Source organism: Amycolatopsis silviterrae, assembly GCF_042684085.1.
GTDB lineage: Bacteria > Actinomycetota > Actinomycetes > Mycobacteriales > Pseudonocardiaceae > Amycolatopsis > Amycolatopsis silviterrae.
On the sequence record NZ_JBHUKS010000026.1, the window covers coordinates 435,087 to 461,941 of the forward strand.

The 26,855-nt window shown below is 69.7% G+C and carries 28 protein-coding genes and 1 pseudogene; 16 read left to right on the top strand and 13 right to left on the bottom strand.

Translation table 11 applies throughout. The annotated features are described in order from the left end of the window. The first annotated feature begins 8 nt into the window (after positions 1-8). From ACFSVL_RS33420 to ACFSVL_RS33430, 3 genes are all read left to right on the top strand, one after another. Complete coding sequence (locus ACFSVL_RS33420) at positions 9-311, top strand: hypothetical protein (RefSeq protein ID WP_378309941.1); 303 nt, start codon at positions 9-11, stop codon at positions 309-311. A 572-nt stretch (positions 312-883) separates the two neighbouring features. Beyond that, on the top strand, positions 884-1,894 hold the full coding sequence (locus tag ACFSVL_RS33425; RefSeq protein ID WP_378309943.1) for a tyrosine-type recombinase/integrase: 1,011 nt from the start codon (positions 884-886) through the stop codon (positions 1,892-1,894). 4 nt (positions 1,895-1,898) lie between these two features. Continuing rightward, a complete protein-coding gene (locus ACFSVL_RS33430; RefSeq protein ID WP_378309945.1) occupies positions 1,899-2,363 on the top strand; it encodes an SRPBCC family protein in 465 nt (154 codons plus the stop codon). 474 nt (positions 2,364-2,837) lie between these two features. Here ACFSVL_RS33430 and ACFSVL_RS33435 read toward each other — a convergent pair whose 3' ends face one another. Further along, complete coding sequence (locus ACFSVL_RS33435) at positions 2,838-3,218, bottom strand: hypothetical protein (protein ID WP_378309947.1); 381 nt, start codon at positions 3,216-3,218, stop codon at positions 2,838-2,840. 66 nt (positions 3,219-3,284) lie between these two features. Here ACFSVL_RS33435 and ACFSVL_RS33440 point away from each other — a divergent pair, with 66 nt between their 5' ends. Next, positions 3,285-4,070: a glycerophosphodiester phosphodiesterase gene (locus ACFSVL_RS33440; protein WP_378309949.1), complete on the top strand. Its 786-nt coding sequence runs from the start codon at positions 3,285-3,287 to the stop codon at positions 4,068-4,070. A 330-nt stretch (positions 4,071-4,400) separates the two neighbouring features. On the opposite strand, the gene ACFSVL_RS33445 is transcribed toward ACFSVL_RS33440, so the two are convergent. Then, positions 4,401-5,105: a transglycosylase family protein gene (locus ACFSVL_RS33445; protein WP_378309951.1), complete on the bottom strand. Its 705-nt coding sequence runs from the start codon at positions 5,103-5,105 to the stop codon at positions 4,401-4,403. A 250-nt stretch (positions 5,106-5,355) separates the two neighbouring features. Between ACFSVL_RS33445 and ACFSVL_RS33450 the strand changes: the two genes are divergently transcribed. The 3 genes from ACFSVL_RS33450 (at position 5,356) to ACFSVL_RS33460 (ending at position 8,114) form a co-directional block, all read left to right on the top strand. Beyond that, complete coding sequence (locus tag ACFSVL_RS33450; protein ID WP_378309953.1) at positions 5,356-6,756, top strand: MFS transporter; 1,401 nt, start codon at positions 5,356-5,358, stop codon at positions 6,754-6,756. A 22-nt stretch (positions 6,757-6,778) separates the two neighbouring features. Further along, positions 6,779-7,540: a thymidine kinase gene (locus ACFSVL_RS33455; RefSeq protein ID WP_378309954.1), complete on the top strand. Its 762-nt coding sequence runs from the start codon at positions 6,779-6,781 to the stop codon at positions 7,538-7,540. Positions 7,541-7,766: 226 nt separating this feature from the next. Further along, positions 7,767-8,114: an RNA polymerase-binding protein RbpA gene (locus ACFSVL_RS33460; RefSeq protein ID WP_009078445.1), complete on the top strand. Its 348-nt coding sequence runs from the start codon at positions 7,767-7,769 to the stop codon at positions 8,112-8,114. Positions 8,115-8,199: 85 nt separating this feature from the next. Here the strand turns inward: ACFSVL_RS33460 and ACFSVL_RS33465 are convergent, their stop codons facing one another. From ACFSVL_RS33465 to ACFSVL_RS33475, 3 genes are read right to left on the bottom strand one after another with little or no spacing between them, the layout of a single operon-like run. Continuing rightward, positions 8,200-8,766, bottom strand: a complete 567-nt coding sequence (locus ACFSVL_RS33465) for a TIGR03086 family metal-binding protein (protein ID WP_378309957.1) — start codon at positions 8,764-8,766, stop codon at positions 8,200-8,202. Between the two features lie 29 nt (positions 8,767-8,795). Further along, positions 8,796-9,677: an NAD(P)-dependent oxidoreductase gene (locus tag ACFSVL_RS33470; protein ID WP_378309959.1), complete on the bottom strand. Its 882-nt coding sequence runs from the start codon at positions 9,675-9,677 to the stop codon at positions 8,796-8,798. Between the two features lie 22 nt (positions 9,678-9,699). Then, a complete protein-coding gene (locus ACFSVL_RS33475) occupies positions 9,700-10,260 on the bottom strand; it encodes an NADPH-dependent FMN reductase (RefSeq protein ID WP_378309961.1) in 561 nt (186 codons plus the stop codon). 88 nt (positions 10,261-10,348) lie between these two features. On the opposite strand from ACFSVL_RS33475, the gene ACFSVL_RS33480 reads away from it, so the two are divergent. Further along, on the top strand, positions 10,349-10,801 hold the full coding sequence (locus ACFSVL_RS33480; protein WP_378309962.1) for a MarR family winged helix-turn-helix transcriptional regulator: 453 nt from the start codon (positions 10,349-10,351) through the stop codon (positions 10,799-10,801). Here ACFSVL_RS33480 and ACFSVL_RS33485 read toward each other — a convergent pair. After that, the gene (locus ACFSVL_RS33485; RefSeq protein ID WP_378309964.1) at positions 10,716-11,915 is read right to left on the bottom strand and encodes an MFS transporter; all 1,200 of its coding nucleotides are present in this window, start codon (positions 11,913-11,915) and stop codon (positions 10,716-10,718) included. The two genes, ACFSVL_RS33480 and ACFSVL_RS33485, sit on opposite strands and share 86 nt — an antisense overlap. A 49-nt stretch (positions 11,916-11,964) precedes the next feature. On the opposite strand from ACFSVL_RS33485, the gene ACFSVL_RS33490 reads away from it, so the two are divergent. The 3 genes from ACFSVL_RS33490 (at position 11,965) to ACFSVL_RS33500 (ending at position 13,947) form a co-directional block, all read left to right on the top strand. Next, complete coding sequence (locus tag ACFSVL_RS33490; protein WP_378309965.1) at positions 11,965-12,444, top strand: winged helix-turn-helix transcriptional regulator; 480 nt, start codon at positions 11,965-11,967, stop codon at positions 12,442-12,444. Between the two features lie 79 nt (positions 12,445-12,523). Continuing rightward, positions 12,524-12,868 carry an ArsR/SmtB family transcription factor gene (locus ACFSVL_RS33495; RefSeq protein WP_378309967.1) on the top strand — a complete coding sequence of 115 codons (345 nt, stop codon included), beginning with the start codon at positions 12,524-12,526 and terminating at the stop codon, positions 12,866-12,868. After that, complete coding sequence (locus ACFSVL_RS33500; RefSeq protein ID WP_378309969.1) at positions 12,865-13,947, top strand: SRPBCC domain-containing protein; 1,083 nt, start codon at positions 12,865-12,867, stop codon at positions 13,945-13,947. Before ACFSVL_RS33495 ends, ACFSVL_RS33500 begins: the two co-directional genes overlap by 4 nt. Before the next feature lie 4 nt (positions 13,948-13,951). Here the strand turns inward: ACFSVL_RS33500 and ACFSVL_RS33505 are convergent, their stop codons facing one another. Genes ACFSVL_RS33505 through ACFSVL_RS33515 form a run of 3 tightly spaced genes read right to left on the bottom strand, consistent with a single transcriptional unit; the run spans position 13,952 to position 17,983 of the window. After that, complete coding sequence (locus ACFSVL_RS33505; protein WP_378309971.1) at positions 13,952-14,719, bottom strand: polyprenol monophosphomannose synthase; 768 nt, start codon at positions 14,717-14,719, stop codon at positions 13,952-13,954. Between the two features lie 23 nt (positions 14,720-14,742). Then, positions 14,743-16,371, bottom strand: a complete 1,629-nt coding sequence (gene lnt, locus ACFSVL_RS33510) for an apolipoprotein N-acyltransferase (protein ID WP_378309973.1) — start codon at positions 16,369-16,371, stop codon at positions 14,743-14,745. 10 nt (positions 16,372-16,381) lie between these two features. Continuing rightward, positions 16,382-17,983, bottom strand: a complete 1,602-nt coding sequence (locus ACFSVL_RS33515; RefSeq protein ID WP_378309975.1) for an amidohydrolase — start codon at positions 17,981-17,983, stop codon at positions 16,382-16,384. Positions 17,984-18,104: 121 nt separating this feature from the next. Here ACFSVL_RS33515 and ACFSVL_RS33520 point away from each other — a divergent pair, with 121 nt between their 5' ends. The 3 genes from ACFSVL_RS33520 (at position 18,105) to ACFSVL_RS33530 (ending at position 20,830) form a co-directional block, all read left to right on the top strand. Further along, a complete protein-coding gene (locus ACFSVL_RS33520; protein ID WP_378309977.1) occupies positions 18,105-19,505 on the top strand; it encodes a KamA family radical SAM protein in 1,401 nt (466 codons plus the stop codon). Between the two features lie 342 nt (positions 19,506-19,847). Next, entirely contained in the window at positions 19,848-20,069 is a 222-nt protein-coding gene (locus ACFSVL_RS33525) for a hypothetical protein (protein WP_378309979.1), read from the top strand. 338 nt (positions 20,070-20,407) lie between these two features. Then, positions 20,408-20,830: a hypothetical protein gene (locus ACFSVL_RS33530; protein WP_378309981.1), complete on the top strand. Its 423-nt coding sequence runs from the start codon at positions 20,408-20,410 to the stop codon at positions 20,828-20,830. A gap of 316 nt (positions 20,831-21,146) precedes the next feature. Here the strand turns inward: ACFSVL_RS33530 and ACFSVL_RS33535 are convergent, their stop codons facing one another. The 3 genes from ACFSVL_RS33535 to ACFSVL_RS33545 all read right to left on the bottom strand — a co-directional run bounded on the left by ACFSVL_RS33535 (position 21,147) and on the right by ACFSVL_RS33545 (position 23,835). Beyond that, positions 21,147-22,088, bottom strand: a complete 942-nt coding sequence (locus ACFSVL_RS33535) for an RICIN domain-containing protein (RefSeq protein WP_378309983.1) — start codon at positions 22,086-22,088, stop codon at positions 21,147-21,149. A 1,159-nt stretch (positions 22,089-23,247) separates the two neighbouring features. Then, a complete protein-coding gene (locus ACFSVL_RS33540; RefSeq protein WP_378309984.1) occupies positions 23,248-23,601 on the bottom strand; it encodes a hypothetical protein in 354 nt (117 codons plus the stop codon). 36 nt (positions 23,602-23,637) lie between these two features. Then, positions 23,638-23,835 carry a hypothetical protein gene (locus ACFSVL_RS33545; protein WP_378309985.1) on the bottom strand — a complete coding sequence of 66 codons (198 nt, stop codon included), beginning with the start codon at positions 23,833-23,835 and terminating at the stop codon, positions 23,638-23,640. Between the two features lie 110 nt (positions 23,836-23,945). Here ACFSVL_RS33545 and mhpA point away from each other — a divergent pair, with 110 nt between their 5' ends. Then, positions 23,946-25,565, top strand: a complete 1,620-nt coding sequence (gene mhpA / locus ACFSVL_RS33550; protein ID WP_378310112.1) for a bifunctional 3-(3-hydroxy-phenyl)propionate/3-hydroxycinnamic acid hydroxylase MhpA — start codon at positions 23,946-23,948, stop codon at positions 25,563-25,565. A gap of 106 nt (positions 25,566-25,671) precedes the next feature. Here mhpA and ACFSVL_RS33555 read toward each other — a convergent pair. After that, positions 25,672-25,871: pseudogene (locus ACFSVL_RS33555) on the bottom strand (ferredoxin). A 520-nt stretch (positions 25,872-26,391) separates the two neighbouring features. Between ACFSVL_RS33555 and ACFSVL_RS33560 the strand changes: the two are divergent. After that, on the top strand, positions 26,392-26,766 hold the full coding sequence (locus tag ACFSVL_RS33560; protein WP_378309986.1) for a hypothetical protein: 375 nt from the start codon (positions 26,392-26,394) through the stop codon (positions 26,764-26,766). Positions 26,767-26,855: the final 89 nt, after the last annotated feature.

Sequence of the window (26,855 nt, forward strand, 5' to 3'; positions counted from 1 at the left end):
CATCGGTGATGGAGGATTACGACAGCCTCGCGGATCGGGCCCGCCAGGCGTGGACATCAACGACCGAGGCATTGCCTCCCGGAAAGTCGATCACCGGCACGGTGATCGGGCGGCAGCCGTTCGGAGTATTCGTGCGGATCGATGGCGCGCCCGACGCGCTCGGACTCGTCGAGGTGACGACCTTGCCGGGCGATGCGTGGCTGCCAACGGTCGGAGACCTGGTCGCCGCTGAGGTCATCGGGCATGCCAGCCACAACCATCAGATCAGGCTCCGGATGTCTCAGGAGAGAGGCCGTCAGCCGGTTACTTGACATAATGTACATTATCGGCGTTTTGGCGACCTGCTGATCAGCGGGCTGAGGAGGGGTTTTCCAGGGGTTTCGACGGTGTCGTGACTGTCTCTGCTCACGGTCAGCACAGACGCACGGGCAGCCCTCGGACTCATTTGACGCCAGACCGCGCGTCCGTACGTCGATGGACTGGAGCCAAGCTCCCGGCCGGATCCCGAGGCGCCGGCCCGGGATCCCCGACGGGAACCCTCGGTCCAGTCGTGCTTAATTCGTCACCGTGACGAATCAAGCACGACTGGCTGGACGTTGAGGTTGGAGCACAACAACTTTCTCTCGCGCGCTGAAGCCAGCCCGGGCAGCCCGAAGATCCACTCGACCAGATGAACGTGCCGCAGATCCGACCTGGTCTGCCGCGACGAAGCGGGTCGGAGTACTGATTTCCATTCCTCGCAGGGCGGTTTGAGGCTCGGGCGGAATGACCGGAAAGTGCTGTCCCCCAAGGGGATTCAGCCCCTTCCGCGGCCATGTTTCATGCATAATCGCTATTATGCATCATATATCAGACAACAGGTAGCGTCGAAATTGTCGGTGCTGTGCGGTACAAGATCACTATGCTCGTTTCCGAGGCACAGCAAGCGTTCTTCGCGGCACGGCGGCCGCGCAAGGACTCGCCGCACACCACTGCCGCTTATCGGCGCGATCTCGCCGGGATCACCGCTCTCCTGCTGGCGGAGCTGGGCCGGGACGAGGTGGACGTCGAAGAGCTGACTGCGCCGGTGCTGCGGGCCGCGTTCGGTGCGTTTGCCGACAGCCACGCGAAAAGCTCCGTGCTGCGGGCATGGTCGACGTGGAACCAGTTCCTCACCTTCTGCGTGTCCGACGGACTGCTGGCGGGCAATCCGATGGGAGCCGTGGCCCGGCCCAAGACTCCCCCGTTGACACCGAAACCCTTGCGGGGCGAGGAAACTCCCGAGCAGCTGCTGACCGCGGCGGCCGGCGGTGCCCGGCGTGCGCGGGATCCGTGGCCGGAGCGGGATGTGCTGGTGCTGGCGCTCGGGCTGGTCGCGGGCCTGCGCGCGGCGGAAATGCGGGCGCTCACGCCGCGTTCGGTGGTGGGACGAGACGGTGAGCTGCGGTTGCACGTCCACGGCAAGGGCAGCCGGGACCGGTCGATCCCGGTGCAGCCGGCGATGGCGAAGCTGATCGAGGACTACACGGCGTCGTGCCGCAGGCGGTTTCCCCGGCAGCGCTTCCCGCCGGGCGAACCGCTGCTGCGGGACCGGGCGGGCAATCCGATCGGGCGCGGTGCGCTGGAGTACCTGGTGAAGTCGTGTTACCGGTGGGCGGGCCTGCACGACCGGGTGCCGACCGGGGCGAATCTCCATGCGTTGCGGCATACCTTCGCCACGCGGCTGGCCGAGGATGGTGCCACGGCGTCGGAGATCATGTCGCTGCTCGGCCACGCGAGCCTGGCGACGAGCCAGAACTACATCGAGGCGACCGGCAGGGAGCAGCGGGCCGCCGCGGCGAGCAACCGGACCTACCGGGCGCTCAATGGGTTGGCTCGAACGGATACTGCGCGGGAGGCCGATGTGATTGCATGAAAGCGTGACTGACGAACCCTCGCGCGTCCTGCGCGCCAGCCGTGAGATCGAGGCCCCGGCGGAGCGGATTTTCGAGCTGATCGCCGACCCGGCGCAGCAGCCGAGCTGGGACGGCAACGACAATCTCGCCGAGGCCGAATCGGGCCAGCGGGTCCACGCGGTCGGCGACGTCTTCGTGACGACCCTCCTGAACGGCAAGATCCGGGAGAACCGGATCGTGGAGTTCGAGGAAGGCCGCCGGGTCGCGTGGCTTCCGGCGGAGGTGGGCAAGGACGCGCCGGGGCATTTGTGGCGCTGGGAGTTGAAGCCGCTCGGGGCGGAGCGCACGGAGGTGACGCACACCTACGACTGGTCCGCCCTGGACCTCGGCGACACGAGGCGAGTCACCCGCGCGCGCTCCACGACGACGGACGGTTTGCGGGCGTCGCTGGACAATCTGGCGAAGGCGGCGGAGCTTCCGCAGCCGTAAGTCCGGCTCCCGGCGAGCAAGCAGGGTGCGGTTTCCGGCGAGCGCCGGGATGAGGCGAGCGACCGCTCGGCGCGGCTGCGGTAGCCGAGGACGGCCGAGATGCAGGGGCGGCCCACGGATACAGGGGCGCCCACGGCACGCGGTCTTGCGCGCGGAGCGTGGTCTCCCCTGACGTGCGGTCTCCCTGACACGCGGCCGCCAGGGCATGCGGACTTGTACGCGGAGCGTGCTCTCCCTTGGGCGTGCACGCTTGCCGTGCCCCGGGGCTGATGGCGTGCGTCGGGGATCAACGGTCGTTGGCGGCCTCTCCCCTGCACCCAGCAGCGCTGGAAAAGGCCAGTGCGTCGCGAGCCGCGGGCGGGTCCCAGCCATGCGCGGGGTGTCCTTGCACTCGATCCGGCAGAGAGCGCAGGGATCCCCTGACCTGCCCGAACGACCTCGGCTACGACCGCGCGGCAGCGCCTCCCAGAAGCGTCAGCGAAGCTGCTCAAGATCCTTCGCCGAAGCCGCGATCTCCTCGGCGAGCTGCCGCAGTTCGCCCGCGGATGCGCCGTCCTGGGCGGCGGTCACGATGTCTTCCGCGGCGCAGCGGAGCTGAAAGAGCCGGTCCTGCAGGGCGGCGATCTCGGTGTCCGACAGGACGACGGCGTCCTCGGGCAGGCCGCTGCGCTGCAGGGCGGTGCGGCGTTCGTAGGCGCGCTGGCGGCAGGATTGCCCGCAGTAGCGCCGGCGGCGTCCGACGTTGCCTGCTTCGGGCAGGCGGCGGCCGCACCAGCCGCAGTGTTTCGGGGCGTTCGTGCGTCGCGGCACGACGCGTTCGTCGCCGGTCAGAGCGTGTTCGGCCAGTTCCCTCACCCGCCGGACTCTAGCTGTCCATCACGTTCTCACGACGGGGCCACACCGATGGCGCAGACTGGAGTCATGCGTCCACCGTTTCCGTACCTCGCCGACTCGCTCCCCCGCGCCTTCGCCCACCGCGGCTGGCACCTCGGCGATCTGGAAGGGCTGGAGAATTCGCTGCCGGCGTTCCAGCGCGCGGCCGCCGAGGGGTACCGCTATCTCGAAACCGACGTGCACGCCACGTCGGACGGGGTGGTCGTGGTGCATCACGACGCGACGCTCGACCGGACCACGGACGGGCGCGGGGCGATCGCGACCCAGACGTGGGAGCAGCTGAAGAACGTCAAAATCGACGGGCGGGCGCCGCTGTCCCGGCTGGAGGACCTGCTTGAAGAACTGCCGGACGCGTTTTTCAACATCGACGTGAAGGCCGACAGCGCGGTGGTCCCGTTCGTGCGGGCGCTGCGGCGGACCGGTGCGGTGGAGCGGGTCGCGGCGGCGTCCTTTTCGGACTCGCGGCTCGCCCGGCTGCGGAAGCTGGCGGGGCCGAAGCTGCTGACCGCGATGGGGCCGCGGTCGGCGTTCCTGCTGTGGGCGAACGGCTGGGCTCCGCTGCTGCCGGTGAGCCGGTTCGCGTCGGGCTGGCTCGCGCAGGTGCCGGTGCGGCAGGGGCCGCTGACGGTGGTGGACCGTTCGTTCGTGAAGTCGGCGGTGCGGCGCGGGTTCGAGGTGCACACGTGGACGATCGACGACGCCGATCAGATGCGGACGCTGCTGGACCTCGGGGTGCACGGGATCGTCACGGATCGGCCGGATCTGCTGCGTGAGGTGCTGCGGGAGCGGGGTGCGTGGGCGGCAGCGGACTGAACCTGGCCGCTGTTCGAGGCTGGACGGCGTAGCGGACGTTGCAGGCCGTGCGGCAGGTGATGCCCGCGCGGTTGCCGCATCGGGTGGACGCGTTCTGCTTCACCGCCGTCGAACGCCCACCGGGCCGCGGTCCGCTGAGCGCGGGCTGTCCGGGGAATGGCCGTGCCGCGGCGAGCTGCCTGACCGACGGCGTGATCGAAGCGCTCGGGCCGGATCGGTGCCGGGTGAGTCTCGGGGCTTGGCTGTGGCGTGGTCTGGCTGCCTCGTTCGGCCGGGTCGACGCTGATATCGAAGTCGTCGGCCCGGCCGAACTGGAGGAGGCGGTGCGGGTCAGCGCGGGGCCTTGCCTACCCACGCGGCCTTCCACGTCTTCGGACCCAGCCGGCCCGAATCGTTGATGCCGTTGGCGCGCTGCAGGTCGAGGACCGCGGTGCGGGTCTTGTCGTAGTAGCAGCCGGTGCCGCTGAAGCCGTAGCCGAAGGCGTTCATCCGCAGCTGGAAGGTGCGCAGCGCGGGCGCGCAGTCGCCGTAGGCGTAGACGAGGCCAGGCCACGCGGGCGTCGCGCCGGGCGGTCCGGGCGGCGGGGCGGGCTTCGGTTTCGGGGCGGGCGGGGCCGGAAGTCCGCCGCCGCCGATGTAGGCGGCCTCTTCCCAGGAGGGGACGCGCTTGCTGCGGGCGTCGCGGTCGTTGGCCAGGCCGAGCATGCCGCCGCATTCCCAGGGCTGCCAGCCGCGCATCCGGTACAGGTACAGCGCGCGGTAGTCCTGTTCGCGGGGGCTGGCCTGGTCGGGGCGGCCCTGGCCGCCGACGCTGCGCCAGGTGGGGAGGTCGAACTGGTAGGCGCCGTAGTAGCCGTTGCCGGTGTTGATCGTGTAGCGGCCGCTCGACTCGCACATGCGGAGCTTGGCCCAGGTGCCCGAGCCGGGGTCCGCGGAGGCGGCGCCGGTGACGACGAGTTCCATGCCGAGTACGGCGACCACGAGCAGCAAGGCTCTGGCGGCGGCCCGTCTGGCAGTGCGAACGCGAGTGGTCATGCCACGCACACTAAGCACGTGACTCATGGACCACAAGAGTCACACCACGCTCAGCAGTCTCACATGACACGCCCGGAGATCCCGGCAGCGACACGCCCGGCGCGGCGTGTCGCGGTTTCCGTCGCGCGGCGTGGCGGAAACCGGAAGCGACGAACCGGACACGGTTTGCCCCCTTCGGCGGTACCGGGCGGTCCGGCGCCAGTAATGTCCGGCGCGACCTGGAGATTCGCGACCGAACGAGGAGCCGTGGATGACGCTGGCCGAGACCCGGGACAGCAAGCGGGAACGGTGGGGCTGGTACTTCTACGACTGGGCCAACTCGCCGTTCTATTCGTCGGTCACGACGGTGTTCGGCGCGCTGTATATGAGCACTGTCGCGGCCGCGGACGCGAAGCAGAACATCACCCTTAACGGGGACAGGGCTTGTCTCAATGCGTCCGGAGTGGACGACAAGCTCAACCACTGCGACGTGGCGCTGTTCGGTCTCCACTTCCCCGCCGGTTCGCTGTGGGGCTACCTGCTGTCGGTGGCGACCGTCGTGCAGGTTCTGGTGCTGCCGATCGCCGGTGCGGTGGCCGACCGCAGCCGCAACAAGCGCAAGATCCTCGGCGGGTTCGCCGCACTGGGCGCGGCGGCGTCGGCGCTGATGTTCTTCATGGCCGGTTCGGACTGGCAGCTGGGCGCGGCGCTGTTCATCCTCGCGAACATCGGGTACGGCGGTTCACTGGTCGTCTACTACTCGTTCCTGGTGGACATCGCGACGCCGGACGAGCGCGACGACGTCTCGGCGAAGGGCTGGGCGTTCGGCTATCTCGGCGGCGGGCTCGCGCTCGCGCTGCAGCTCGCCTTCTATCTCAGCCGCGAATCCCTCGGCGTCGACACCGGTCTCGCGGTGCGGATCTGCTTCCTGACCTCCGGCATCTGGTGGGCACTCTTCACCATTCCGACCCTGCGCCGGCTCCCCCGCGTCCACGTGCCGACCGCGACCGCGCGCGGCGTCTCGGTGCTGCGGTCAGGGTTCCGCGAACTGCGCCAGACGCTCGGCGAGGCGAAGGCGTATCCGCTGACGCTCGCCTTCCTCGGCAGCTACCTGCTCTTCGCGGACGGGATCAACACCGTCGTCACGGTCTCGGCGCAGTACGGGAAGGACGAGCTTCGCTTCACTGACGAAGTGTTGATCATCACGGTGCTGGTGATCCAGTTCCTCGCTTACGCGGGCGGCGTCCTGCACGGCCTGCTCGCGCGGCGGCTCGGCGCGAAGCGGACGATCCTGGTCAGTCTCGTGCTGTGGGTGGTCGTGCTCGGCGGGGCGTACTTCGTGCAGCCGCAGCAGCCGTTGCAGTTCTTCGCGGTGGCGGTCGGCATCGGGCTGGTGCTGGGCGGGACGAACGCGCTGGCCAGGTCGTTGTTCAGCCAGATGATCCCGGCAGGCAAGGACGCGCAGTACTACTCGCTCTACGTCGTGGGCGAGAAGGGCACGTCGTGGCTCGGGCCGCTGGTGTTCGCCGGCGTCGGGCAGGCGACCGGGTCGTTCCGGCTGGCGATCGTCGCGCTCGTGGCGTTCTTCGTGCTCGGGTTCGTGTTCGTCGCGCTGGTGCCGGTGCGGCGCGCGATCGCCGCCGCCGGGAACCGTCCGCCGGAGGTGCTGTGAGGCCCAGATAGGGTCGGGCGTCGTGACCGCTGCAGACGACGTTGTTCTCGACGACCCCACCGACGCGCTTTCCGCGGCCCCGCCGGCCGGGGCCCGGCGCAACGGTCCCGCCCGGGGACGGCTCAAGTTCTGCTACGGCCCGATGGACTGCGGGAAGTCGACGCTCGCGCTGCAGATCGACCACAACCACGCGCGCCAGGGCCGCCGCGGCCTGGTGCTGGTCCGGCACGACCGGTCCGGCGCGCCGCAGATCACCAGCCGGATCGGCCTCGCCCGGCGGGCGACCGAGGTCGCGACCGGCACCGACATCCGGGACCTGGTGCGCGAGCAGTGGGCGCGCGGGCAGCACGTGGACTACGTGATCGTGGACGAGGCCCAGTTCCTCTCCCCCGCGCAGGTCGACCAGCTCGCCGAACTCGCCGACGAGGCCGGCGTCGACGTGTACTGCTTCGGCATCGCGACCGACTTCCGCAGCACGCTGTTCCCCGGGGCCGCCCGGCTGTTCGAACTCGCCGACGAGCTCCAGCCGGTCCAGGTCGAGGTGCTGTGCTGGTGCGGGCTGCCCGGCCGGTTCAACGCGCGGGTCCGCGACGACGTGATTCTCCGTGACGGAGACACCGTTGTGGTGGCAGATACCGAACACTCCGTAGTTGAACCTTCAGCTTCAGCACGGTCTGATGCCGAAATGGTCACGGTCCGTTATCAGGTACTGTGCCGTCGGCACTTCCGCTCGGGGGATCTCGGACCGGCTGCCGCCCAGCACGGTCAGTTACGGTTGTCCTAGAGCTAACCTAACTAGCCCGACTGGGGGATATCCGCACTAAGAAGGCGGTATCCGCGTCACGTCAGAGGGCGAAACGACTCCCTCTGGAGGAAGCTGAAGACCACGGGTGACGCAGCTCATCGTGAGCAGCGACATGGCGTGCCGGGAATCCCTCGGACGCCTTGTTCGTTGCATAGGGTGAGCATCACCCTGGCTCCACCCGGAGCTGACTGAAAGGAATCCCACTATGGCCGACCGTGTTCTCCGTGGAAGCCGGCTGGGAGCGGTCAGCTACGAGACCGACCGCAATCACGACCTCGCTCCTCGCCGTACCGTGCGCTATTCCTGCCCCAAGAACCACGAGTTCGAGGTGCCGTTCTCCGACGACGCCGAGATCCCGACGGTGTGGGAGTGCCGCCTGCACGGCAGCGAGTCCGAGATCGTCGACGGCGGGCAGCCCGAGCAAAAAAAGGTCAAGCCCCCCAGGACCCACTGGGACATGCTGCTGGAGCGCCGCTCCATCCCCGAGCTCGAGGACCTGCTGAACGAACGTCTCGCCGAGCTCAAGGGACGCCGGACCAGCCGGTCCGCTTGAGCCTCGGCCAGTAGCTGGCTCCCACCCGAACAGGAACGGCCCCCGCGACCTCCCCCCGCGGGGGCCGTTCCGCGTCCGCGCCCGGTCAGCGCGGCTCGCGGCCGCAGAGGGCGACCAGCCGGTCCGGTGCTGAGGCAGTACCGGGAACCTGGACCGGCGGCGCGAGGATGTCCGGGGTCTGCGACGCCTCGATGATGGGACCCGCGACGCGGAGGAGTTCCTCGGCGAGATCGTCCTCGATCGGCTGCGGCGCCCCGATCCCCATCGCGAGATCCCAGGCGTGCACCGCGAGGTCGGTGGTCATCTGCCAGCCGTAGAGAGACGCGTCAGCATCGCCGAAGGACAGGTGCACTGTCCGACTGGTCGCTCCGTCCGCGAGCCACGCCGCGCGCGCGGCCCGCGACGACTCTTCCCAGGCGCGCACCGGATCGTCGCCCAGCACGTCGCCGTCGTAGCGGTCGCCGACCTCCGCGAGCGTCGCGCCGCCGAGCAGGTGCGGTGCCCACAGTTGTTCGGCGACGAGGTGGTTGACCAGGTCCCGGACTGTCCACTCGGTGCACGGCGTGGGGCTGTCCCACTGTTCCGGTCTGACGAGGTGCACAGTCCGGTCGAAATCGGTCATTGCCTGGCGGTGCCGGTCGAGCAGGCTCATGGCTTCGATCCTGCCCGAACCCGCGGGGGTCAGGCGGTCGTTCCTCCGGACCGCTGGCGGGTGACCTCGGCGATGGCGGCCCAGTCGAGGTCCGCGCCGATCTGCTCGACCGCGGTGGCGAACACGTCGTGCAGGACCGGCCCGGTAGGCAGGTCGACGCCGAGAGTGCCCGCCGTGCGCCGCGCGAGGTCCAAGTCCTTCAAGCCGAGCGTCGTGGTGAATCCCGGCGGGGTGTACGAGCCGGTGGCGATGGACTCGCCGTAGCCGCGGTACACCGGGCCGGGGAACACCGAATCGGTGATCATCTCGACGAACCGCCCGGCGTCCAGGCCGCCGTGCTGCAGCAGGGTGATCGACTCGGACAGTGCCTGCAGCGCGTGGATGATCAGGTAGTTGACCGAGATTTTCGCGGTCGGGGCGGCGTCCGCGGCGTCGCCGAAATCCCAGACCCGCCGCCCGATCGCGGAGAGCATCGGCTCCGCCTCGGCACGGACGGCCGCGTCGCCGGAGACCATCACGGCCAGGTTCCCGGCCGTCACGGCTTCCGGGCGGCCGATCACCGGGGCGCTGAGATAACGCCCGCCGAGCGCGGCGAATTCACGAGCCGCCTCCGGGCTGATGGTCGCGTGGTTGACGTGGAGGAAGCCTTCCGGCGCGGAGCGGATCCGCTCGGCGGTGAACACCTGGCGCACCGCGTCTTCGTGGCTGAGCATGGAAAAGACGGTTCCGGTGGCGATCGCGTCCTCGGGCGTGCCGCCCACGGTCGCGCCTCGGGCGGCCAGGTCGTCCGCCTTGCCCGCGCTGCGGCTCCACACCGTGACGTCGTAGCCCGCGTCGAGCAGGCGGCCGGCCATGGCGGTGCCCATCCGCCCGAGCCCGATGAAGCCCACCCGGCGTGAGGTTGCTGGCATGTCTGGTTCTCCGTTTCTCTTCTCAGCCGAGTGCTTCGGCCATCTCTTCGTCGATCCTGCGCAGGAGCGCGCGGTTCGGGTGCAACGTGCGGTCGAGGTCGCGCAGCTGCCAGTTTTCGTCCACGTCCTGGTCGGTGATGACGGCTTCGACGCGGGTGTCGAGGACGCGCATGTGCAGTCCGTGCAGGACGCCGATGAACTGTTCGGCGGCCTTGGCTCCGCCGCGGGTGCCGTAGGTGAGCAGGCTCGCGGGGCGATCGCACCATTCCCGGTAGAGGTAGTCCAGCGCGTTCTTGAGCACCCCCGGGTAGCCCCAGTTGTACTGCGGGAACACGAAGACGAAGCCGTCGTAGCTCTGCACGAGCTTGCTCCACGCCCGGGTGTGCTCGTGCTCGTACTGCTGCAGCGCGGCCTTGACGGGTTCGTCGAGGAACGGCAGCGCGAGGTCGGCGAGATCGACCAGGTCGTAGGCGAGGTCGCTGCCCTCCCCCAGTGCGTCGCGCGCCCAGGCGGCGATCCCGCCGCAGATGCGGGTCGGGCGGGTGCTGCCGATGACGACGGCGACGCGTTTCCGGTCCGTCATGCGCGCCTCCAGGTTCGCTTCAAGTACTGTTCGTGTCACGAACTAAAATAGTTGGTGCCGCGAACTCGGTCAAGCTAACCTGGCCGCTGTGACCGATTCCTCCTCCGAAAACGCGCCGGACCTCGTCGACGGGCTCATGCAGCTGTCGTTCATCGTGCAGGCGATCCTGGGCCGCCTCGCCGGAGAACACGGGCTGTCGGTCACCCAGCTGCGGATGCTCGCCGTGCTCGACGACCGCGAGATCGGCATGCGGCAGCTGGCCGGGATCCTGGAGCTGGAGAAGTCCAGCGTCACCGGGCTCGTCGACCGCGCCGAGCGGCGCGGGCTGGTGCGGCGGAACGCGGTCCCCGGCAACCGGCGCGCCGTGCACGTCACCGACACCGAGGACGGCCGCGCGGTCGTGCGGCTGGTGCGCGAGGCGATCCGGACCGAGATCGGCCAGCTGGCCGGCACCCTCAGCGACAGCCGGCAGGATTCCTTTCGCCGCTCGATGGACGCGCTGATCCGGCACTACGTCGCCGAGCACGACATTCCGCTGTGAACCACACCGCGAACGCGCACCCGGCGAACGCCGCGCCCAGGACGCTGGAGCCGGTCCATCCGGCCGCCGCGAACGCCGTTGTCGTCACAGCCGCACCGAGGGCGGAGCCGAGCGAGTAGAAGATCATGTAGCCGCCGATGACGCTGCTGGTGCGATCCGGATGCGCGGCCGTGAGCAGGTGCTGGTTGCTGACGTGCACTGCCTGCACGGCGAAGTCCAGCACCAGCACGCCCAGGGCCAGCAGCCACAACGACGGTTGCCCGACCGCCAGCCACGACACCGCCAGCAGCACCAGCGCCCCGCCGGTGACGAGACTCGCGTGCCCCCGGTCGGCCCAGCGTCCGGCTCGGGCCGCCCCCAGTGCGCCGGCCAGGCCGACCAGCCCGAACAGGCCGATCTGCGCTGTGCTCAGGTGCCACGGAGCGGCGGCCAGCGGCAGCGACAGACCGCTCCACAGCGCGCCGAACGACGCGAACAGGAAGAACGCGATCAGCCCGCGCGAGAGCAACAGCGGCTCGCGGAACAGGCCGCCGAGCGAGGTCAGCACTTGCCCGTACGTGGTGCGGCCGGTGCGCGGGTCGGGCGGCATCGTCTTCAGGACGAGACCGGCGAGCGCCACCAGCAGCACCGCGAGTGCCAGGTAAACGCTGCGCCAGCCCCACAGTTCGGCCAGCGCACCCGCCGCGACGCGTGCGCCGAGGATGCCGATGACGACGCCGGACGTCACCGCGCCGAGGGTGCGGCCGCGTTCCTCCGGAGTGGACAGAGCGGCGGCGTAGGCGACCGTCGTTTGCACGACCACTGCGAACAGGCCTGCGAGCACGAGCCCGGCCAGCAGCAGCCAGGTTTCGGTGGCGGCCGCGGCCAGCGCCGCACCGATGGCGGTCAGGAGCAGGTGCGCGGCGATGAGCTTCCGCCGGTCGACGAGGTCGCCCAGCGGGACCAGCACGGCGAGCCCGGCCAGGTAGCCGAGCTGTCCGGCGGCCACGATCCAGCCCAGTCCTGCGTCCGGCACCCGCAGGTCCTCGCCGATCTGCGCGAGAACGGGCTGAGCAGCGTAAATGCTCGCGACGGCGACCGCGCACACCGCGGCGAACACTGTCCGGCGACCCATGGATCCCCCAATCAGTAGCGAATTGCAACTGATCGCACCGTACGGCAGAATGGTTTCAAAGAGCAACTCATCAAGGAGGCACGCGACCGTGGGCGAAACCCCGGCCTGGACCGACCCGTCGTGTCCGGTGGCCCGCACCCTTGACCTCGTCGGCGACCGGTGGAGCCTGCTGATCGTCCGCGACGCGATGGACGGCGCGCGGGCGTTCACCGACTTCCAGCAGCGCACCGGCATCGCCCGCAACATCCTCACCGACCGGCTGCGCCGCCTCGTCGAGCGTGGCGTCCTCGACCGGCAGACCGCCGAATCGGGCAAGCGGCAGGTCTACTCGCTCACGTCCGCCGGGCGCGACCTGTTCACCGTCGTCGTCGCCCTCCGGCAGTGGGGCGAACGGCACGCCTTCTCCCCTGGCGAGGACCACTCCGTGCTGGTGGACGAGGCCGGGCAGGCGATCCCGCCGCTCCGGCCGGTCGCGGTGAGCGGGGCGGTGGCCGACGTCGGCACGACCTCGGTGCGCAAGGTCCGCTGAAATCCGCTCACCCCTTGCCCCTGGGACACGACGGGCTTATTGTCAACGAACTGCTTGATAAAGAGATCGGTTGATAAAGATGTCCGTTGACAACCTCGACGACCGGCTGGACCGGGCGTTCACCGCGCTGGGCGACCCGATCCGGCGCGCGCTGATCGCCCGGCTGTCGCGCGGCGAAGCGACCGTGAACGACCTGGCCGAACCGTTCCCGGTCACGAAGCAAGCGGTGTCGCGGCACGTCCAGGTGCTGGAGGCGGCCGGGCTCATCACCCGGAGCCGGGACGGCCAGCGCCGCCCGTGCCACCTCAACGCGGCCGCGCTCGAAGAGCTGACGAGCTGGATCGACGCCTACCGGCTGAACCGCGAACGCGAGTACCGCCGCCTCGACGCCGTCCTCGAAGAGACCAAGGAGCAGGACCGATGACCCCCACCACGATCACCGCCCAGCCCGGCAGCCCGTTCATCGAGATCGTCCGCGATTTCGACGCGACCCGGGCGCAGCTGTTCCGCGCCTACACCGATCCCGACCTGATCGTCCGCTGGCTCGGCCCGCGCGACGTCGAGATGCGCATCGTCGAATTCGACCCGCACCCCGGCGGGACGTATCGCTATGTGCACCTAGACCCCGACGGCGCCGAGCACGTGTTCCACGGCGTCTTCCACGCGGTCGACAGCGGCCAGCGGATCGTCCAGACCTTCGAGTACGAGGGCGCGCCGGGGAACGTCAGCCTGGAAACCCTGGCCTTCGAGGACCTCGACGGCCGGACCCGGCTGCGGACCCGGTCGGTCTTCCCGAGCGTCGAGGCGCGCGACGCCATGATCGCGAGCGGAATGGAGCACGGCATCCGCGATTCGATGGACCGGCTCGACGAGCTGGCCGGCGGAGCGGACCGGCCGGAGGCGAGCCGGGTCATCGTGGACATCTCGATGTCGCTGGACGGATACGTCACCGGACCGGGAGCCGGTCCCGAACACGGGCTGGGGACCGGCGGCGAACCGCTGCACTCCTGGGTGGCCGGCCAGCGCACGCCCCGCGACGCGGAGATCCTGCACCGCTCGTTCACCGAAACCGGCGCGGTGGTCATGGGCCGCAATACCTTCGACGTCGTCGACGGTCCGCAGGGCTGGGACGACGAAATCGGCTACGGCTACGACGAAGACCAGACCGTCGCCCCGCCGGTGTTCGTCGTCACCCACGCCCGGCCCGACGCGGTACGCCTCGGCGAGCGGTTCCGGTTCGTCCACGACGTCGAAACCGCTGTCGAGCGGGCGCGCGCGGCCTCGGGCGGCAAGGACGTCGTCGTGATGGGCGGCGGGTCGATCGCGTCGCAGGTCCTGTACGCCGGACTGGCGGACGTGCTGCGGATCCACCTCGCGCCGATCGTCCTCGGCGGCGGAACTCCCTTGTTCCCGCGGGGAAATCCCGCGCCGATCCGCCTGGAGCCGCTCGGTTCGGTGCCGGCGCCGGGCGCCGAACACCTCACCTACCGCGTGCTGAAGTAGCCGGTCAGCCCCGGCCCAGCAGCTTCTTCACCTGGGCGAGCCTGCGCTGCACGCCCCACTCCGCGACCCGGAAGAACGCCTCGGACATGATGCCGCCGCTCATCTTCGACACGCCGATCTCCCGGTCGGTGAAGGTGATCGGCACCTCGACGATGTCGAACCCGGCGTCCGCGGTGCGGCGCGTCAGGTCGATCTGGAAGCAGTAGCCGTGCGAGGCGACCTCGTTCAGCGCCAGCTTCTCCAGCACCGGGCGGCGGTACGCGCGGAACCCGGCGGTCATGTCCGCCACCTTGATCCCCAGCGCGATCCGCGAGTACAGGTTCGCCCCGCGCGAGAGCAGCGTCCGGCGCAGCGGCCAGTTCACCGTGCTGCCGCCCGGCACGTACCGCGACCCGATGGACAGGTCCGCGTCGCCGACCGCGTCCAGCAGCCGCGGCAGGTCCTCCGGCGCGTGCGAGCCGTCGGCGTCCATCTCCACGAACGTCGCGTAGCCGCGTTCCATCCCCCAATGGAACCCGGCGATGTAGGCCTTGCCGAGGCCCTCCTTCGCGGTGCGGTGCAGCACGTGCACCCGCTTGTCCGCGGCCGCGCGCTCGTCGGCCAGCTCGCCGGTGCCGTCCGGGCTGCCGTCGTCGACGACGAGCACGTCGACGTCCGGGAGTGCCTTGTGGAGCCGGTCCAGCACCGGGCCGAGGTTGTCCCGCTCGTTGTAGGTCGGGACCACCACCAGCACCGGCTCGATCGTTTCGGCCCCCCGCGGCGCCTGCGCCATCCGTCTCCTCCGCATCCGGCGGGTCAGCCCGCCGCTTCCCCTGCTGTGGTCCCCTTCGGCCCGGCCGTCGCTGCCGTGCCGCGCCGGGTGCGAAAACGGAGCACGAACCCACTGGCGACACCCGCGATCGCCAACGCCAGCAGTCCGTACTCCGTCCACGCACCGATTCGATCCGACAGCGTAGTCTGCGTGCGCAGCGGCACGCGCCCGACCAGGGCATCCGCCGTGAAAAGCCCGGTGGAGCTGGTGATCGTCCCGTCCGGGGCGACGAACGCGCTCACCCCGGACACCGCCGACACCACCACCGCGCGGCCGTGCTCGACCGCCCGCAGCCGCGCCATCGACAGCTGCTGGTAGCTCATCTCCCCCGGCCCGTACCACGCGTTGTTGGTCGGCACGACGAGCAGTTCGCCGCCCGCGTTCGTCGCGTCGCGGGCTGGGCCGTCGAAGGCCGACTCGTAGCAGATGAACACGCCGATCTTGGTGCCGGCGACCGAGAGGGCGGCGTTCGAGCCGTCGCCGGGACGCATGTCGCGGGTGTCGTCGATGAACGGCGTCACCAGCCGCGCGACGGCGCGGGCGGGCACGTATTCGCCGAACGGCACCAGATCCTGCTTCGCGTAGCGCTGTCCCGGGCCGGTCCGCGGATCCCAGACGACGGCGGAGTTCTCCGCGGCCCCGTCCGGCGTCCGCACCAGCGCGCCGATGATCGCCGGGACCCCGTAGGCCGCGACCATCTGGTCGACGCCCGGGTCGTCGCCGTCCAGCGGGGTCGAGGTCTCCGGCCACAGCAGCAGATCCGGCTTCGGCAGCTGTCCTGATTGGACTTTCTGCAGCAGGCGGGCGCTCTCGGCGAGGGCGTTGGCGCGCAGCACCCCGCGTTGTCCCTGCAGGGCCAGCCCGATGTCCGGCGCGTTGCCCTGCACCGAGCCGACGGTGAGCGAACCGTCCTGCGCCTCGGTGCCGATCGTCGGCCACACCGCGAGCCCGGCCGCGGCCGGAAGGACGGCGAACACCGCGGGCCACACCAGCGCGCGGTCCCAGGCCTTGCGCGTGCGCCAGAGCCGCGCGACGAGCCCCGCCAGGCCGAAACCGGTGAGCACGACGGCGAAACCGACCAGTGGCGCGCCGCCGACCGACGCCAGCGACAGGAACGCGCCCTCGGGCTGACTGAACGCGACCCGGCCCCACGGGAACCCGCCGAGCGGGAACCACGTGCGCGGCGTTTCCATCGCGATGAACACCAGCGCGCCCCAGAGCGGCGCCAGCGGCAGCCGCGCCACGACCCGGATCAGCCACCCGGCGAGTCCGAAATAGAGCGACAGCGCGAACGACAGCGCCAGCCACGGCAGCGGCCCGAAATCGCGGCCGAGGAAGTCCTGCAGCCACACCAGCAGCGGCACGAAGAACGCCATGCCGAACACGAAGCCGTACCCGAACGCGCCGCGGAACGACCGTCCACGAAGGACCAGCGCGAACGCGGCGAACGCGAGCGGAGCCAGCCACCACAGCGGGCGCGGCGCGAAGCTGAGGTAGTAGCCGTAGCCCGTCGCCGCCGTCACCGCGACGCGCGCGAGCCAGGGCTTCCACGCGCGCTTTCGCTTGGTCTTGTGCGGAACGCCCGAATCGGCGTCCGCCACGCTCACTGCCACACCCGGAACTCTAAGCGGCCGGTGTGAACTCGTCGTAGATGACCGTGCCGCCGCGGACCGTGCGCAGGCAGCGCGGCAGCGGCGTGCCCGGCTCCAGTCTCGGCAGCGGCGGCACGCCCGAGCGCGGATCGGTGGACCAGCGCTGCACGCGGCTGTCGGCCGTGGCGACGACGAGGTCGGACGCGTCCCAGATCGCGTAGTGCGCGGGCGCGCCGGGGACGAGGCTGCCGGTCATGCCGTCGTTGACGCCGGCCGCGCGGTGTCCGGCGCGGGTGTGCGCGGTGAACGCGGCGCGGGCGGAGAGCCGCGCTTCGGGAGTGTGGTGGTGCACGGCCGCGCGGACGGCTGCCCACGGGTCGACTGCGGTCACCGGTGCGTCGCTGCCGAACGCGAGAAGAACGCCTTCGGCGGCGAGCTGCGCGAAGGGGTTCAAGGCTGCCGCGCGGGCGCCGAGACGTTCCGCGTACATCCCGGAGTCGCCGCCCCAGGCTTCGTCGAACAGCGGCTGCACGGACGCGGCGACGCCCCAACCGGCGAGGGCGCGCGCCTGGTCTTGAGTGACCATCTCCAGGTGCTCCAGCCGGTGGTGGCGCGCGGCGAGGGCGCGCTGGCCGACCTGCTTCTCCGCGAGCCGGAACCCTTCGACCACTTCGCCGACCGCAGCGTCGCCGATGACGTGGAAACCCGCCTGCAGACCCGCCTCGGTGCAGGCGACGAGATGGTCGGCGATCACGGCGGCGTCGGCGTAGAGCGAGCCGGAGGTGCCGGGGTCGTCGGAGTACGGGGCGGTGAGCGCAGCCGTGCGGGAGCCGATGGCGCCGTCCACGAAGAGGTCCCCGGCGACGCCGTGCGCACCGAGGCGGCGGGCGGTCTCGATGCCGTTCAGCTCTCCCCAGTAGCCGACGACTTCGGGCAGCGTCGGATCGGCGAGCGCCAGCAGATCGGCGAAGTCTTCCTCGCCGGAGATGTCCGGGCCCGCGCATTCGTGCACCGACACGATCCCGCGCGCGGCGGCCGTCGCGAGGAACGCGCGCTGGGCTGCTTGGCGCTGCGGCCGGGTGACCGCGTCGCGGACGGCTCCTCGGACGCGATGGTGGGCGTCGCGGGTGAGCGGGCCGTCGTCCGACCATCCGGCGGCGGATTCGACGCCCGGCGCGACCTTCGCCAGGGCGCTCGACACCAGGGCGGAGTGGACGTCGACGCGACTCAGGTAGACCGGGGTGTCTCCGGCGGCTTCGTCCAGCTCGGCCCGGCTCGGCAGCCGCTGGTCGGTCCAGGACGACTCGTCCCAGCCGTGCGCGAGCAGCACCTGGCCGGGAACGACGGCCCCGCGCACCGCGGCGAGCAGCTCGGCGGAGCCGCGGACGGCCGTCAGATCGAGACCGGTCAGGTGCAGGCCGGTGGAGGTGGCGTGCACGTGCGCGTCCACGAACGCCGGCGCGACGAACGCCCCGCCGAGGTCGACCACCTCGGCGTCCGGGTGCAGCGCGCGGGCCGGCGCGTCCTGGCCGACCCACACCACGGTGCCGCCGGAAACCGCCATCGCCGTCGCGTCGGGCGAGGACGGGGTGTAGATCCGGCCGCCGAGCAGGAGCGTCGTGCTGTCGTTCACTCCCCGAGTCTCCCGCCTGGCCCTCCGAGCAGGACGGACCGGGTCAGCGTGCAGAAATATTTACGGTCGACTAACGTTATGACAGGATATTTTCACGCGTTCCCGACGACTAGGAGTACAGATGACTGCGATCCAGGAACCTGTGCCGACTGCCGCCGCCTTCGACCAGCCGTACGAGTACGTCCGCGCCGAGTTGGCTGAACCCGACTGGCGGCGGTTCCCCGGCTGGCACGACGTGACCGAAGCAGAGTGGCGGGACGCCCAGTGGCAGCGCGTGCACTGCGTGCGCAACGTCAAGCAGCTGCGGGCCCTGATGGGCGACCTGCTGGAGGACCGGTTCTACGAGGACCTGCTCGCCGACCAGCGCGAGATGGCCACGATGTCGATGCTGCTGCCGCCGCAGATGATCAACACGATGGCCCCGCACGCGGGCACCGACCCGGCGAAGGTCACCGAGGCGTTCTACGCCGACCCGATCCGCCGGTACATGCTCCCGGTGCGCAGCGACCGGCACGAGGTGTGGCCCAGCCATCCGCACGCCGAACGCGATTCGCTGCACGAGGCCGAGATGTGGGTGGTCGAGGGGCTCACCCACCGCTACCCGACGAAGGTGCTGGCCGAGATGATCTCGACCTGCCCCCAGTACTGCGGGCACTGCACCCGGATGGACCTCGTCGGCAACTCGACCGAACAGGTGGAGAAGCACAAGCTCGCGCTCAAGCCGGTCGACCGCCAGGACGCGATGATCGACTACCTCAAGCGCACCCCCGGCGTCCGCGACGTAGTGGTCTCCGGCGGCGACGTGGCGAACGTGCCGTGGCCGCAGCTGGAGTCGTTCCTGATGCGGCTGATGGACATCGAGACGGTGCGAGACATCCGCCTCGCCACGAAGGCCCTCGCGGCGCTGCCGCAGCACTGGCTCCAGCCGAAGGTGACCGAGGGCCTGCAGCGGGTCGCCCTGACGGCCCAGGCGCGCGGGGTGAACCTGGCGATTCACACGCACGTGAACCACGCGCAGTCGGTGACGCCCCTGGTGGCGGAAGCGGCGCGGACGGCGTTGCAGGTGGGCGTGCGGGACGTGCGGAACCAGGGCGTGCTGATGCGCGGGGTCAACGCCACGCCGGCGGCTTTGCTGGATCTGTGTTTCGCTTTGCAGGGTGAGGCTAATATCCTGCCGTATTACTTCTATATGTGCGACATGATCCCGAATGCGGAGCATTGGCGGGTTTCCGTGCATGAGGCGCAGGAATTGCAGCACTCGATCATGGGGTACTTGCCGGGGTATGCGACGCCGCGGATTGTGTGCGATGTGCCGTATGTCGGGAAGCGGTGGGTGCACCAGTTGGCGGAGTATGACCGGGAGCGCGGGATCTCCTACTGGACCAAGAACTACCTGACCAGTGTCGATGCTGCCGCGACCGACGACCGCGCCGAGGCGCTGCAGCAGCGTTATCCCTACTATGACCCGATCCAGACGTTGCCCGAATCCGGGCGGAAGTGGTGGGCCGACCAGCCCCGCTGACCCCTCGGTCGATGCTCCGGTGCTGGGCCGTACGGTTCCGCGCCGGAGCATTTCGCACTTTTCTGAGCGCACTCCGGGTTCCCGCAGTTCAGACCCCGGTCGGCCCTGGTTGGCCCCGATCGAAACTGAACCCCCGCATGTCCTGGACATGTCCCAGACCATCCACAGTGGACGGACGGCGAGACCCGCTTGCCATTCCTCAAGCGCAATTCACGCGCACTTCCGTGTTTTTGCATTGCTGTCCTCGAGTGCGGATTTAGCAAGCGGGAACCCTGCCGCCGGTTCTGGCATCCTGTCGGGCGTGTCGGCCCCAGCGCGCCCGGACGCCGACCTGCGCCCCCCATGACCCCGGAGCGGACCCTCGCCTGCTACCGGCAGCGGCTCGCGCACCGCCAGCACTGGTGCCGCACCCGCCGCTACCAGCCCGGCACCGACGTCCAGGACCAGACCGCCCGCTGGACCACCGACCCCGGCGCGGGCAGCCCAGGCGCGGCGGCGAAGAGCGGCTGCCCCCGATACCGGCCCGAGACCATCCGCCAGGCCGTCAAGGCCCTCGTCTGCTAGGCCGAACGCGCCACCGGACAACCGCCCGACGACCGCACCGCCAAAGAAACCCTCCGCCGCTTAACCGACACCGACCACTCATCGGCCTGGCGCGTCACCGGACGCCAATCACCCCGGCCACGCCGCACCCCCGTCCCAGCCCCACCCGCGCGACCACGGCACTGCCCGGGATCGCCGCCGCCACGCTCGCGCTGACCGGATGCCAGTCCCGGCCGGCAGAGCGCCGCACTCGGCCCCGATCACCGGGGCGGAGCACGCCGCCCGCTGCGAACACGTCGATCCCGAGACGTCGATGACGGGGGTGGTTTTTCGGTTGACTCGGCATAAAGACTGTTGGGATGGATCATCGACAGGACGCGACAGGGTCAGCGTCGAACCGGGTGCGCTCGGTACTGGGGGCGGTCGTGCTGGCAGGCCTGACCATCGCCACGTGGTGGTCGTGGCTGGGATCGGACACCACCTATCAGGTCGATCCGGTCACGGGGCAGCGCACCGGACCGTACGAAGCGTGGCAAGTCGCAGGCTGCGTGCTGTGTTTGGTTGTGCTCGCCGTAGTCGCGACGATGATCGGATTGCATCAGTGGGTGGTGGTGCCGGTCATGTCCGTGGCATTCACAGTGGCGTGGTCCGGGGCAGCGATTGCCGCGGACCGCTCTGGCCTGTGGGGCGTGGGGGCGGTGATGGTTGCCGTCGGGATGGTGGTCGGTTCGTATGTGGTCGTGTCCGCCGCCCGCACCGTCCTGGCACGCCGGCAGCGCTGAATGCGGTCCGTGCCGGGGACACGCTCGCCGCGCCCAGGCTGGACACGCCCGGTCCGATCGGCGCCCGCGAGATCGGCAAGGGCCTGACCGCGAAGGAGTCGCGCTGCGGCACCGGCGCCGCGCGACGAGCACGCCTCACGAGGCGTACCTGGCCTTCCGGTCGGGGGCGCAACGTCCGCCAGACGCGGTGTCCGACTCGCCGTTGGTTCGACGTAGCCGTCGCCACCGGGCGACTTGCAGATGCCGCGATGATCAGGTGTCGACACCCGACCGTTCGCCGGGAGACGACCCGCTTCGCCCTCGGTCGGTGGACTAGCTAGCCGTCGATGTTGAGTTCGATGAGAAATTCCTGATCGGGTTCGGCGGCGCAGCGCTCGCGGAGGGCTTCGGTATCGACCGCGGTGAGGTTGTCGCGCAGGCCCAGGCACAAGTCGGTCTCGGGAGTGCGCAGCCGGTAGAGCTGATCGCCGACGCGCTCGATGCGGAACAGCTGGTCCGGGTTGGTGTTGTCGCATTTTTCCTGTGGTTCGAGCATGTTCTCGACAGGTTTGATGTGCAGGACGGTGAGGCAGCCCATGACCTGGTAGACAGGGTGTTCCCACTTGATGGTGGCCAGCTCGGTGCCGACGGGTTGCAGGACCATCCGTGGTAGCCCTCGCTGCGTGCAGGGGCGCAGGACCGCGATGGCGGAGCCGTAATGCCCGGTGTGCTCGCGGCCTTCGGTCACGCACAGGTCCGGCGCACCCGCCGCGTGTATCCGCGCCCACCCGCCCGCCGCGAGCAGCGGCAGCACCTCGAGGCGGGAGGAGGCGCCGTCGCTCTTGTCGTCTGTTCCGGTGCCCCACCACCACGCCGCCGCCGCGACCAGGGCCACCGCCACGACCACCGCGGCCATCGTCAGCATCCGCCCGCGCCGCCGCGGCGTGACGGACCTCGTCTCGGGCTCGGCCGTCCGGGTCTGTGGCGTCTGGTCGAGGCGGGGTCCCGCGTCCAGGCGTTCGCGGGCGCTCAACCACTCCGCCAGATACTGCCCGTCGCCGCACGCGCGCACGAACACCGCCAGCAGTTCCGGCCGGGGAAGCGCGTCACGGCGCAGCATATCGGCGGTGGTGCTGCGGGGCAGGACAGCACCCTGTTCCGCGGCCTGTTCCTCCAATTGGCGCAGAGTGCGGCCCGAATTCTGTTTGAGTTCGCGCAGCAGGGCGGCGAACTCCGCCGCATCCCGCGCTGATTCCGGGCGGACACGCTCACGAGTCACCAGACCATCATGTACGCCTTTGCGGTACGTGACATCGGCTGTCCGGAGTCTGTCCGGGCCACCGGACAGACTCCGGACAGCCTCCGTAGCACGCCGGACAGTCCCGGACAGTCCGGAAATGGTCGATGCCGTTGCCGGACACCAGTGCGGCACCGCAGAGTCATCTGGTGCGGCCCGAGCGGAGGCGGGAACCGTGCACAGTTAGGTGAAATCGTGATTATTGCCTGTCGTGTCAGGCTTTCGGCATGAACATTCCGCCGCACTTTCGATGCACTGAAACAGCTAACAACATGTGGGGAATAAATGATACGGAAATCATTGGCCGCATTCACCGCGGGCATCCTCGGCACCGGACTTTTCCTCGCCGCGCCCGCGGACGCGGCCGGCGAACCCCCGAACTGGACGCCATCGAACATCGGGTCCATGGCCTGCGGCGCGACGCCGACCACCAACGGCCCAGGGGGCACGAGCGTAAAGAAGCAGATCTGGCTCAGAAACGGACCCGGCGCAGGTTGTAGCCCGACAAGCGACACACTCCTGAAAGGCACTCGCCTCGGAGGCTGGTGCTTCGCCTACAACTCGGTCGGGAACAAGTGGTATTACGTCAGCGTCGGAGGCGAGGATCCGCACGGATGGATTTACGAAAGTAACGTGACGGATGACAAAAGCACGATTAACAAGCAGTGCGACAGGAGTTAACAAGGGCTGCCAGTGAGATTGACCTAAGCGATTCCCTGGCACATACGCCCTGGTCAAGGGGTTCTGCTGCTGGTAAACCCCTTGACCAGGGACTTCTGAAGCCACGGCCGGCGTCGATAGCATTCCGCACTTTTCTCGGCGCAGCCCGGATCTCCGCTGGCCAGGCTCCGCAGCCACTGGCGGGCCCTGGCCGAAAACCTCGGATGGCCCAGAAACGTCCGATGGCCGCAAGAGGCTTTCCGATTTGCCGAAAATTGTGCGCTATTGCGAATTGTCGCGTTTCCGATCCATTCCTGGAGGCAACCGGAGCTAGCGCCAGACACCGTGGCCGGAATCCTCAACGCTGTCCAGGGCCGCGCGAACCAGATATCCGGCCCCGTTCACCGCAGAGCGGTTTCGGCACGGGGCAAGCGGGCCCGGCTGCGCGGCACGTTGCGGCGCCCAGCCAGCGCCCGGCGGGTCACTCCTCGACAGGCCGCGGCTGGCCATCCGGGGCCCGCATCTCGCGCAACACGTCGTCCGCGGCGGCGATCTCCCGGTAGTACTGCCGGTGCACCTTGTACCCGCGGCCGAGATAGATCTTGTGATACAGCCCGGTCGGCCTGCCGAAACGGGTTTCGCGGGGAAACCGCCGGGTCCCGTCTCGGCCGATTGCCAGGATCGCGCGGTCGGTGGCCACGACCGTGCACTCCGGCACGGTGAAGATCAACCATCCGGTCAGCGCGATGAATCCCGTCTGGACCTTCTCCCCGGGTTCCAAATGCGGCGCGGCTCGTTTGGCGATCAGCTCGACCCGTCGTTCCTGATAGCCCATGGTTGCCCTTCCGAAGCGAGACGTGCGGTGCCGACCCTAGGGCCGGCACCGGGGACTGGTCCCCGGCTCGGCGAGTGCCCGGCGTTCAGGACTCCGCCAGGCCCAGCAGGCGCTGCCGGCGGGTTCGCCGAGCAGCAGGGAGAACAGCGCGGTGGCGCGAGCGGCGTCGGCGTCCGGCTCCCCGGCCATGCCCACCGGACATAGCCGGGGGCGAATCCGGTATTGGACCGGCATGATTGCCTGCTCCTACCGTCGGCATCATGCACGCGAAATCAGCCTGCCGCACCCCGCCCCGTGCGAGATATCTCGCCGATTTCGCGGATGCCGAAGAGGAAGTCGCCGAGATGGGCGTCCACGACGTGATCGTCATCGGGGCCGGGCCCGTCGGGCTGCTGACCGCCCGCCTGCTCGGGCTCGCCGGCCACGACGTGCACGTGGTGGAGCGGTGGCCGGAGCCCTATCCCCTGCCCCGGGCGGTCCACTTCGACCACGAGATCGGCCGGCTGCTCCAGTCGGCGGGCCTGGCCGACCGGGTGCGTGCGATCAGCTCGCGGGTTCCCGACCACTACGAATGGCGCAACCGCGACGGCGAAACGCTGGTGGAGATCGACTGGTCGCTGGAGGGTTCGTGCGGCTGGCCGGTGGCGAGCTTCTTCTCCCAGCCCGATCTCGAAGCCGTGCTGGCCGCATCGCTCGGCGAACTGCCCACAGTGCGGCTGTCCCGCGGCCTGGAGGTCACCGGGATCCGCGAGGGCGAGCAGGACGTCGAGCTGACCGTCTCCGGCCGTGCCGGGGAACGGCACGAGCTGCGCGCCCGCTACGTCGTGGGATGCGACGGCGCCAACAGCTTCGTGCGGCAGCACCTGAATTCCGCGCTGACCGACCTCGGCTTCCACTTCGACTGGCTGATCGTCGACGTCGTCCCGCACGACGGGTGGGACAGCTCGCCGATGAACTGGCAGCTGTGCGATCCGGCGCGCCCGACCACTGTCGTCTCCGGCGGTCCCGGCCGTCGCCGATGGGAGTTCATGCTGCTGCCCGGCGAGGACCGCGATCGGTTCAACACCGAGGAAGCCGCCTGGCGGCTGCTCGCGCCGTGGGGGCGCACGCGGGAGAACACCACGCTCGAACGACACGCGGTCTACACCTTCCAGGCACGCTGGGCGGACGAGTGGACGCGAGGCAGGCTCGCACTCGCCGGGGACGCGGCGCATCTGATGCCCCCGTTCGCAGGCCAGGGCATGTGCTCCGGCCTGCGCGACGCCGCGAATCTCGCCTGGAAGCTGGACGGCGTGCTGCGCGGGGCGTGCGGGCCCGCTGTGCTCGGCACCTACACCACCGAACGCCGCGAACACCTTCAGCACGCCATCTCGATGTCGGTGGCACTGGGGCGCACCATCTGCGTACTCGACGAGGACGAGGCGCGCGCCCGCGACGAGCGGATGCTCGCGGCCGGCGGCGACCCGCGGAAAGCCTTGCCGCCGATGCCTCCCGAACGTCTCGGGGAAGGCGTCTGGGAAGCGACGCTGACTCCGCCGTCGATACAGGCGACGCTCACCCCGCAGTTCCGGGTGCGTGACGGCGAAGTCACCGGTCTGCTCGACGACCTCGTGCCCGACGGCGGTCCCGGCTTCCTGCTCCTCGGCTACGGCGTCGACCCCGCGGCGAACCTGACCGCCGAGCAGACCGCCGTGTGCGATCTCCTCGGCGTGCGATCGGTGCTGCTGGCGGCCGAGGACCAGGTGCACCCCGTCCCCTCGGCGCGGACCTGCCTGCTCACCGCGGCCGACGGGCGAGCAGGCGACTGGTTCGCCGAGGCCGGCGTCGCCGTGGTGCTGGTCCGGCCCGATTTCTACGTCTACGGCGCGGTCGCCGACCCCGGCCGGACCGGAGACCTGATCGACCAGCTGCGGTCCGATTTAGCGGTGGAGAGCGTTCCCGCGCGGCAGAGCATCGTGGGCTGACCACGGACACGCCGGAGACCCACGCTCCGGCGCAGAACGGACAGCAGGCTGCCGTCGGGTTCGGCGCGCGGAGTTCCGTCTGGTCCACGATGGACGAACCCGCGGCTTAACCGGTTTCGCGCACCGAGATCGCGACGCCCGGGCAGACGCTGGCCGCCTCTCGGACGACCGCGTGCAGCTCCCGCCGGGCTGTTCGTCGAGCAGCAGCACGATCCCGTCGTTCTCGCGCTGGTCGAACACATCCGGCGCGAGCAGCGCGCACGTGGCAGACCCACAGCACCTGTCCGCGTCCACGGAGATCTTCAGCGGCGCTTCTTCCTTTCCTTCGGCGAAGCCGTTACCGGTGCCTGCCACGGCCCGACCAGCGCATCGATCAGGCCGGTGGCGGCTTCGTTCCAGCTGGAACATCGTCGCCGAGGTCGCAGTCGCACGGGATGTCCGTCTGTGTCACCGACAGGGAACCTCGTCGCTGAACACTGCGCCGAACGCGGCGGTACTGCTCGGTTTGCGCGGTTCCGGAAGCTTTCCACCTCAAGTTTTCCTGTGCGGTCAGCGGGAAGGGCTGCAACGCGGACGAGCGGTGGGTGCACCAGTTGGCCGAGGACGAAGAATTACCGGACCGGGATCGAGCATGAGGATCCGGAGGCGTTGCAGCGGAAGTACCCGTATTACGACTCGATCCAGACGTTTCCGGAGAGCGGGCAGAAGTAGTGGGCTGAGCGGAAGAACGACTGACCTGATCGCATGCCCGCGGCTGGGCGAGGGATCGGCACTGGTGGCTGGCCAGCGGAGATACCGCTCGCCAGGCACCACTCAAAGTGCCGCGATGTCGCCCGTCCGCGATCCTGATCGGCAAATGATTCAGAAGCGGCTGATGGGCTCCATGGTGGACACTCCCCCAATACCCCCCGGCGACAGGCTGGAGGCACGAATGAGCACAGTGATGGACAGCCTCCCCGAACAGTTTCGGCCGATCGTGACCAGTCTGCTGGAGAAACACGATCCCGAACTATTGGCGGCATTTCAGGCGCAGGAGAAACCGACGCTCGACCAGCAAGAGGCGATGATCGACGTCTTGGGAGACGCCTTCACCGAGCACTTCGGCCCGGGACACGAACCGACAGAACAAGGCAAACTCATCGACGACGCCCTCGGCGCCTTCCTCACCCGCTGGCCGTCCGAAGACCTCGCCGAAAGCTGACCCGCGACCAGCCAAGACACCGCGTCGGGGTCCGCGGACGTTTTCGACAGACGTCGACCGGCAGCTCGCGGATGGTGACTCCGTCGCTG

Excerpts from the sequence above, each read along its gene's own strand:
- ACFSVL_RS33465 (WP_378309957.1), bottom strand. The coding sequence starts at position 8,766 with ATGAGCCTGCTCGACCGGCACCGCCAGGCAATGACCGATTTCGACCGG.
- ACFSVL_RS33505 (WP_378309971.1), bottom strand. The coding sequence starts at position 14,719 with ATGGCGCAGGCGCCGCGGGGGGCCGAAACGATCGAGCCGGTGCTGGTG.
- ACFSVL_RS33495 (WP_378309967.1), top strand. The coding sequence starts at position 12,524 with ATGTCCGTTGACAACCTCGACGACCGGCTGGACCGGGCGTTCACCGCG.
- ACFSVL_RS33460 (WP_009078445.1), top strand. The coding sequence starts at position 7,767 with ATGGCCGACCGTGTTCTCCGTGGAAGCCGGCTGGGAGCGGTCAGCTAC.
- ACFSVL_RS33485 (WP_378309964.1), bottom strand. The coding sequence starts at position 11,915 with ATGGGTCGCCGGACAGTGTTCGCCGCGGTGTGCGCGGTCGCCGTCGCG.
- ACFSVL_RS33525 (WP_378309979.1), top strand. The coding sequence starts at position 19,848 with ATGACCCCGGAGCGGACCCTCGCCTGCTACCGGCAGCGGCTCGCGCAC.
- ACFSVL_RS33450 (WP_378309953.1), top strand. The coding sequence starts at position 5,356 with ATGACGCTGGCCGAGACCCGGGACAGCAAGCGGGAACGGTGGGGCTGG.
- ACFSVL_RS33440 (WP_378309949.1), top strand. The coding sequence starts at position 3,285 with ATGCGTCCACCGTTTCCGTACCTCGCCGACTCGCTCCCCCGCGCCTTC.
- ACFSVL_RS33545 (WP_378309985.1), bottom strand. The coding sequence starts at position 23,835 with ATGCCGGTCCAATACCGGATTCGCCCCCGGCTATGTCCGGTGGGCATG.
- ACFSVL_RS33475 (WP_378309961.1), bottom strand. The coding sequence starts at position 10,260 with ATGACGGACCGGAAACGCGTCGCCGTCGTCATCGGCAGCACCCGCCCG.
- ACFSVL_RS33470 (WP_378309959.1), bottom strand. The coding sequence starts at position 9,677 with ATGCCAGCAACCTCACGCCGGGTGGGCTTCATCGGGCTCGGGCGGATG.
- ACFSVL_RS33540 (WP_378309984.1), bottom strand. The coding sequence starts at position 23,601 with ATGGGCTATCAGGAACGACGGGTCGAGCTGATCGCCAAACGAGCCGCG.
- ACFSVL_RS33490 (WP_378309965.1), top strand. The coding sequence starts at position 11,965 with ATGGTTTCAAAGAGCAACTCATCAAGGAGGCACGCGACCGTGGGCGAA.
- mhpA (WP_378310112.1), top strand. The coding sequence starts at position 23,946 with ATGGGCGTCCACGACGTGATCGTCATCGGGGCCGGGCCCGTCGGGCTG.
- ACFSVL_RS33520 (WP_378309977.1), top strand. The coding sequence starts at position 18,105 with ATGACTGCGATCCAGGAACCTGTGCCGACTGCCGCCGCCTTCGACCAG.
- ACFSVL_RS33500 (WP_378309969.1), top strand. The coding sequence starts at position 12,865 with ATGACCCCCACCACGATCACCGCCCAGCCCGGCAGCCCGTTCATCGAG.
- ACFSVL_RS33560 (WP_378309986.1), top strand. The coding sequence starts at position 26,392 with ATGTCGCCCGTCCGCGATCCTGATCGGCAAATGATTCAGAAGCGGCTG.
- ACFSVL_RS33530 (WP_378309981.1), top strand. The coding sequence starts at position 20,408 with ATGGATCATCGACAGGACGCGACAGGGTCAGCGTCGAACCGGGTGCGC.
- ACFSVL_RS33445 (WP_378309951.1), bottom strand. The coding sequence starts at position 5,105 with ATGACCACTCGCGTTCGCACTGCCAGACGGGCCGCCGCCAGAGCCTTG.
- ACFSVL_RS33420 (WP_378309941.1), top strand. The coding sequence starts at position 9 with ATGGAGGATTACGACAGCCTCGCGGATCGGGCCCGCCAGGCGTGGACA.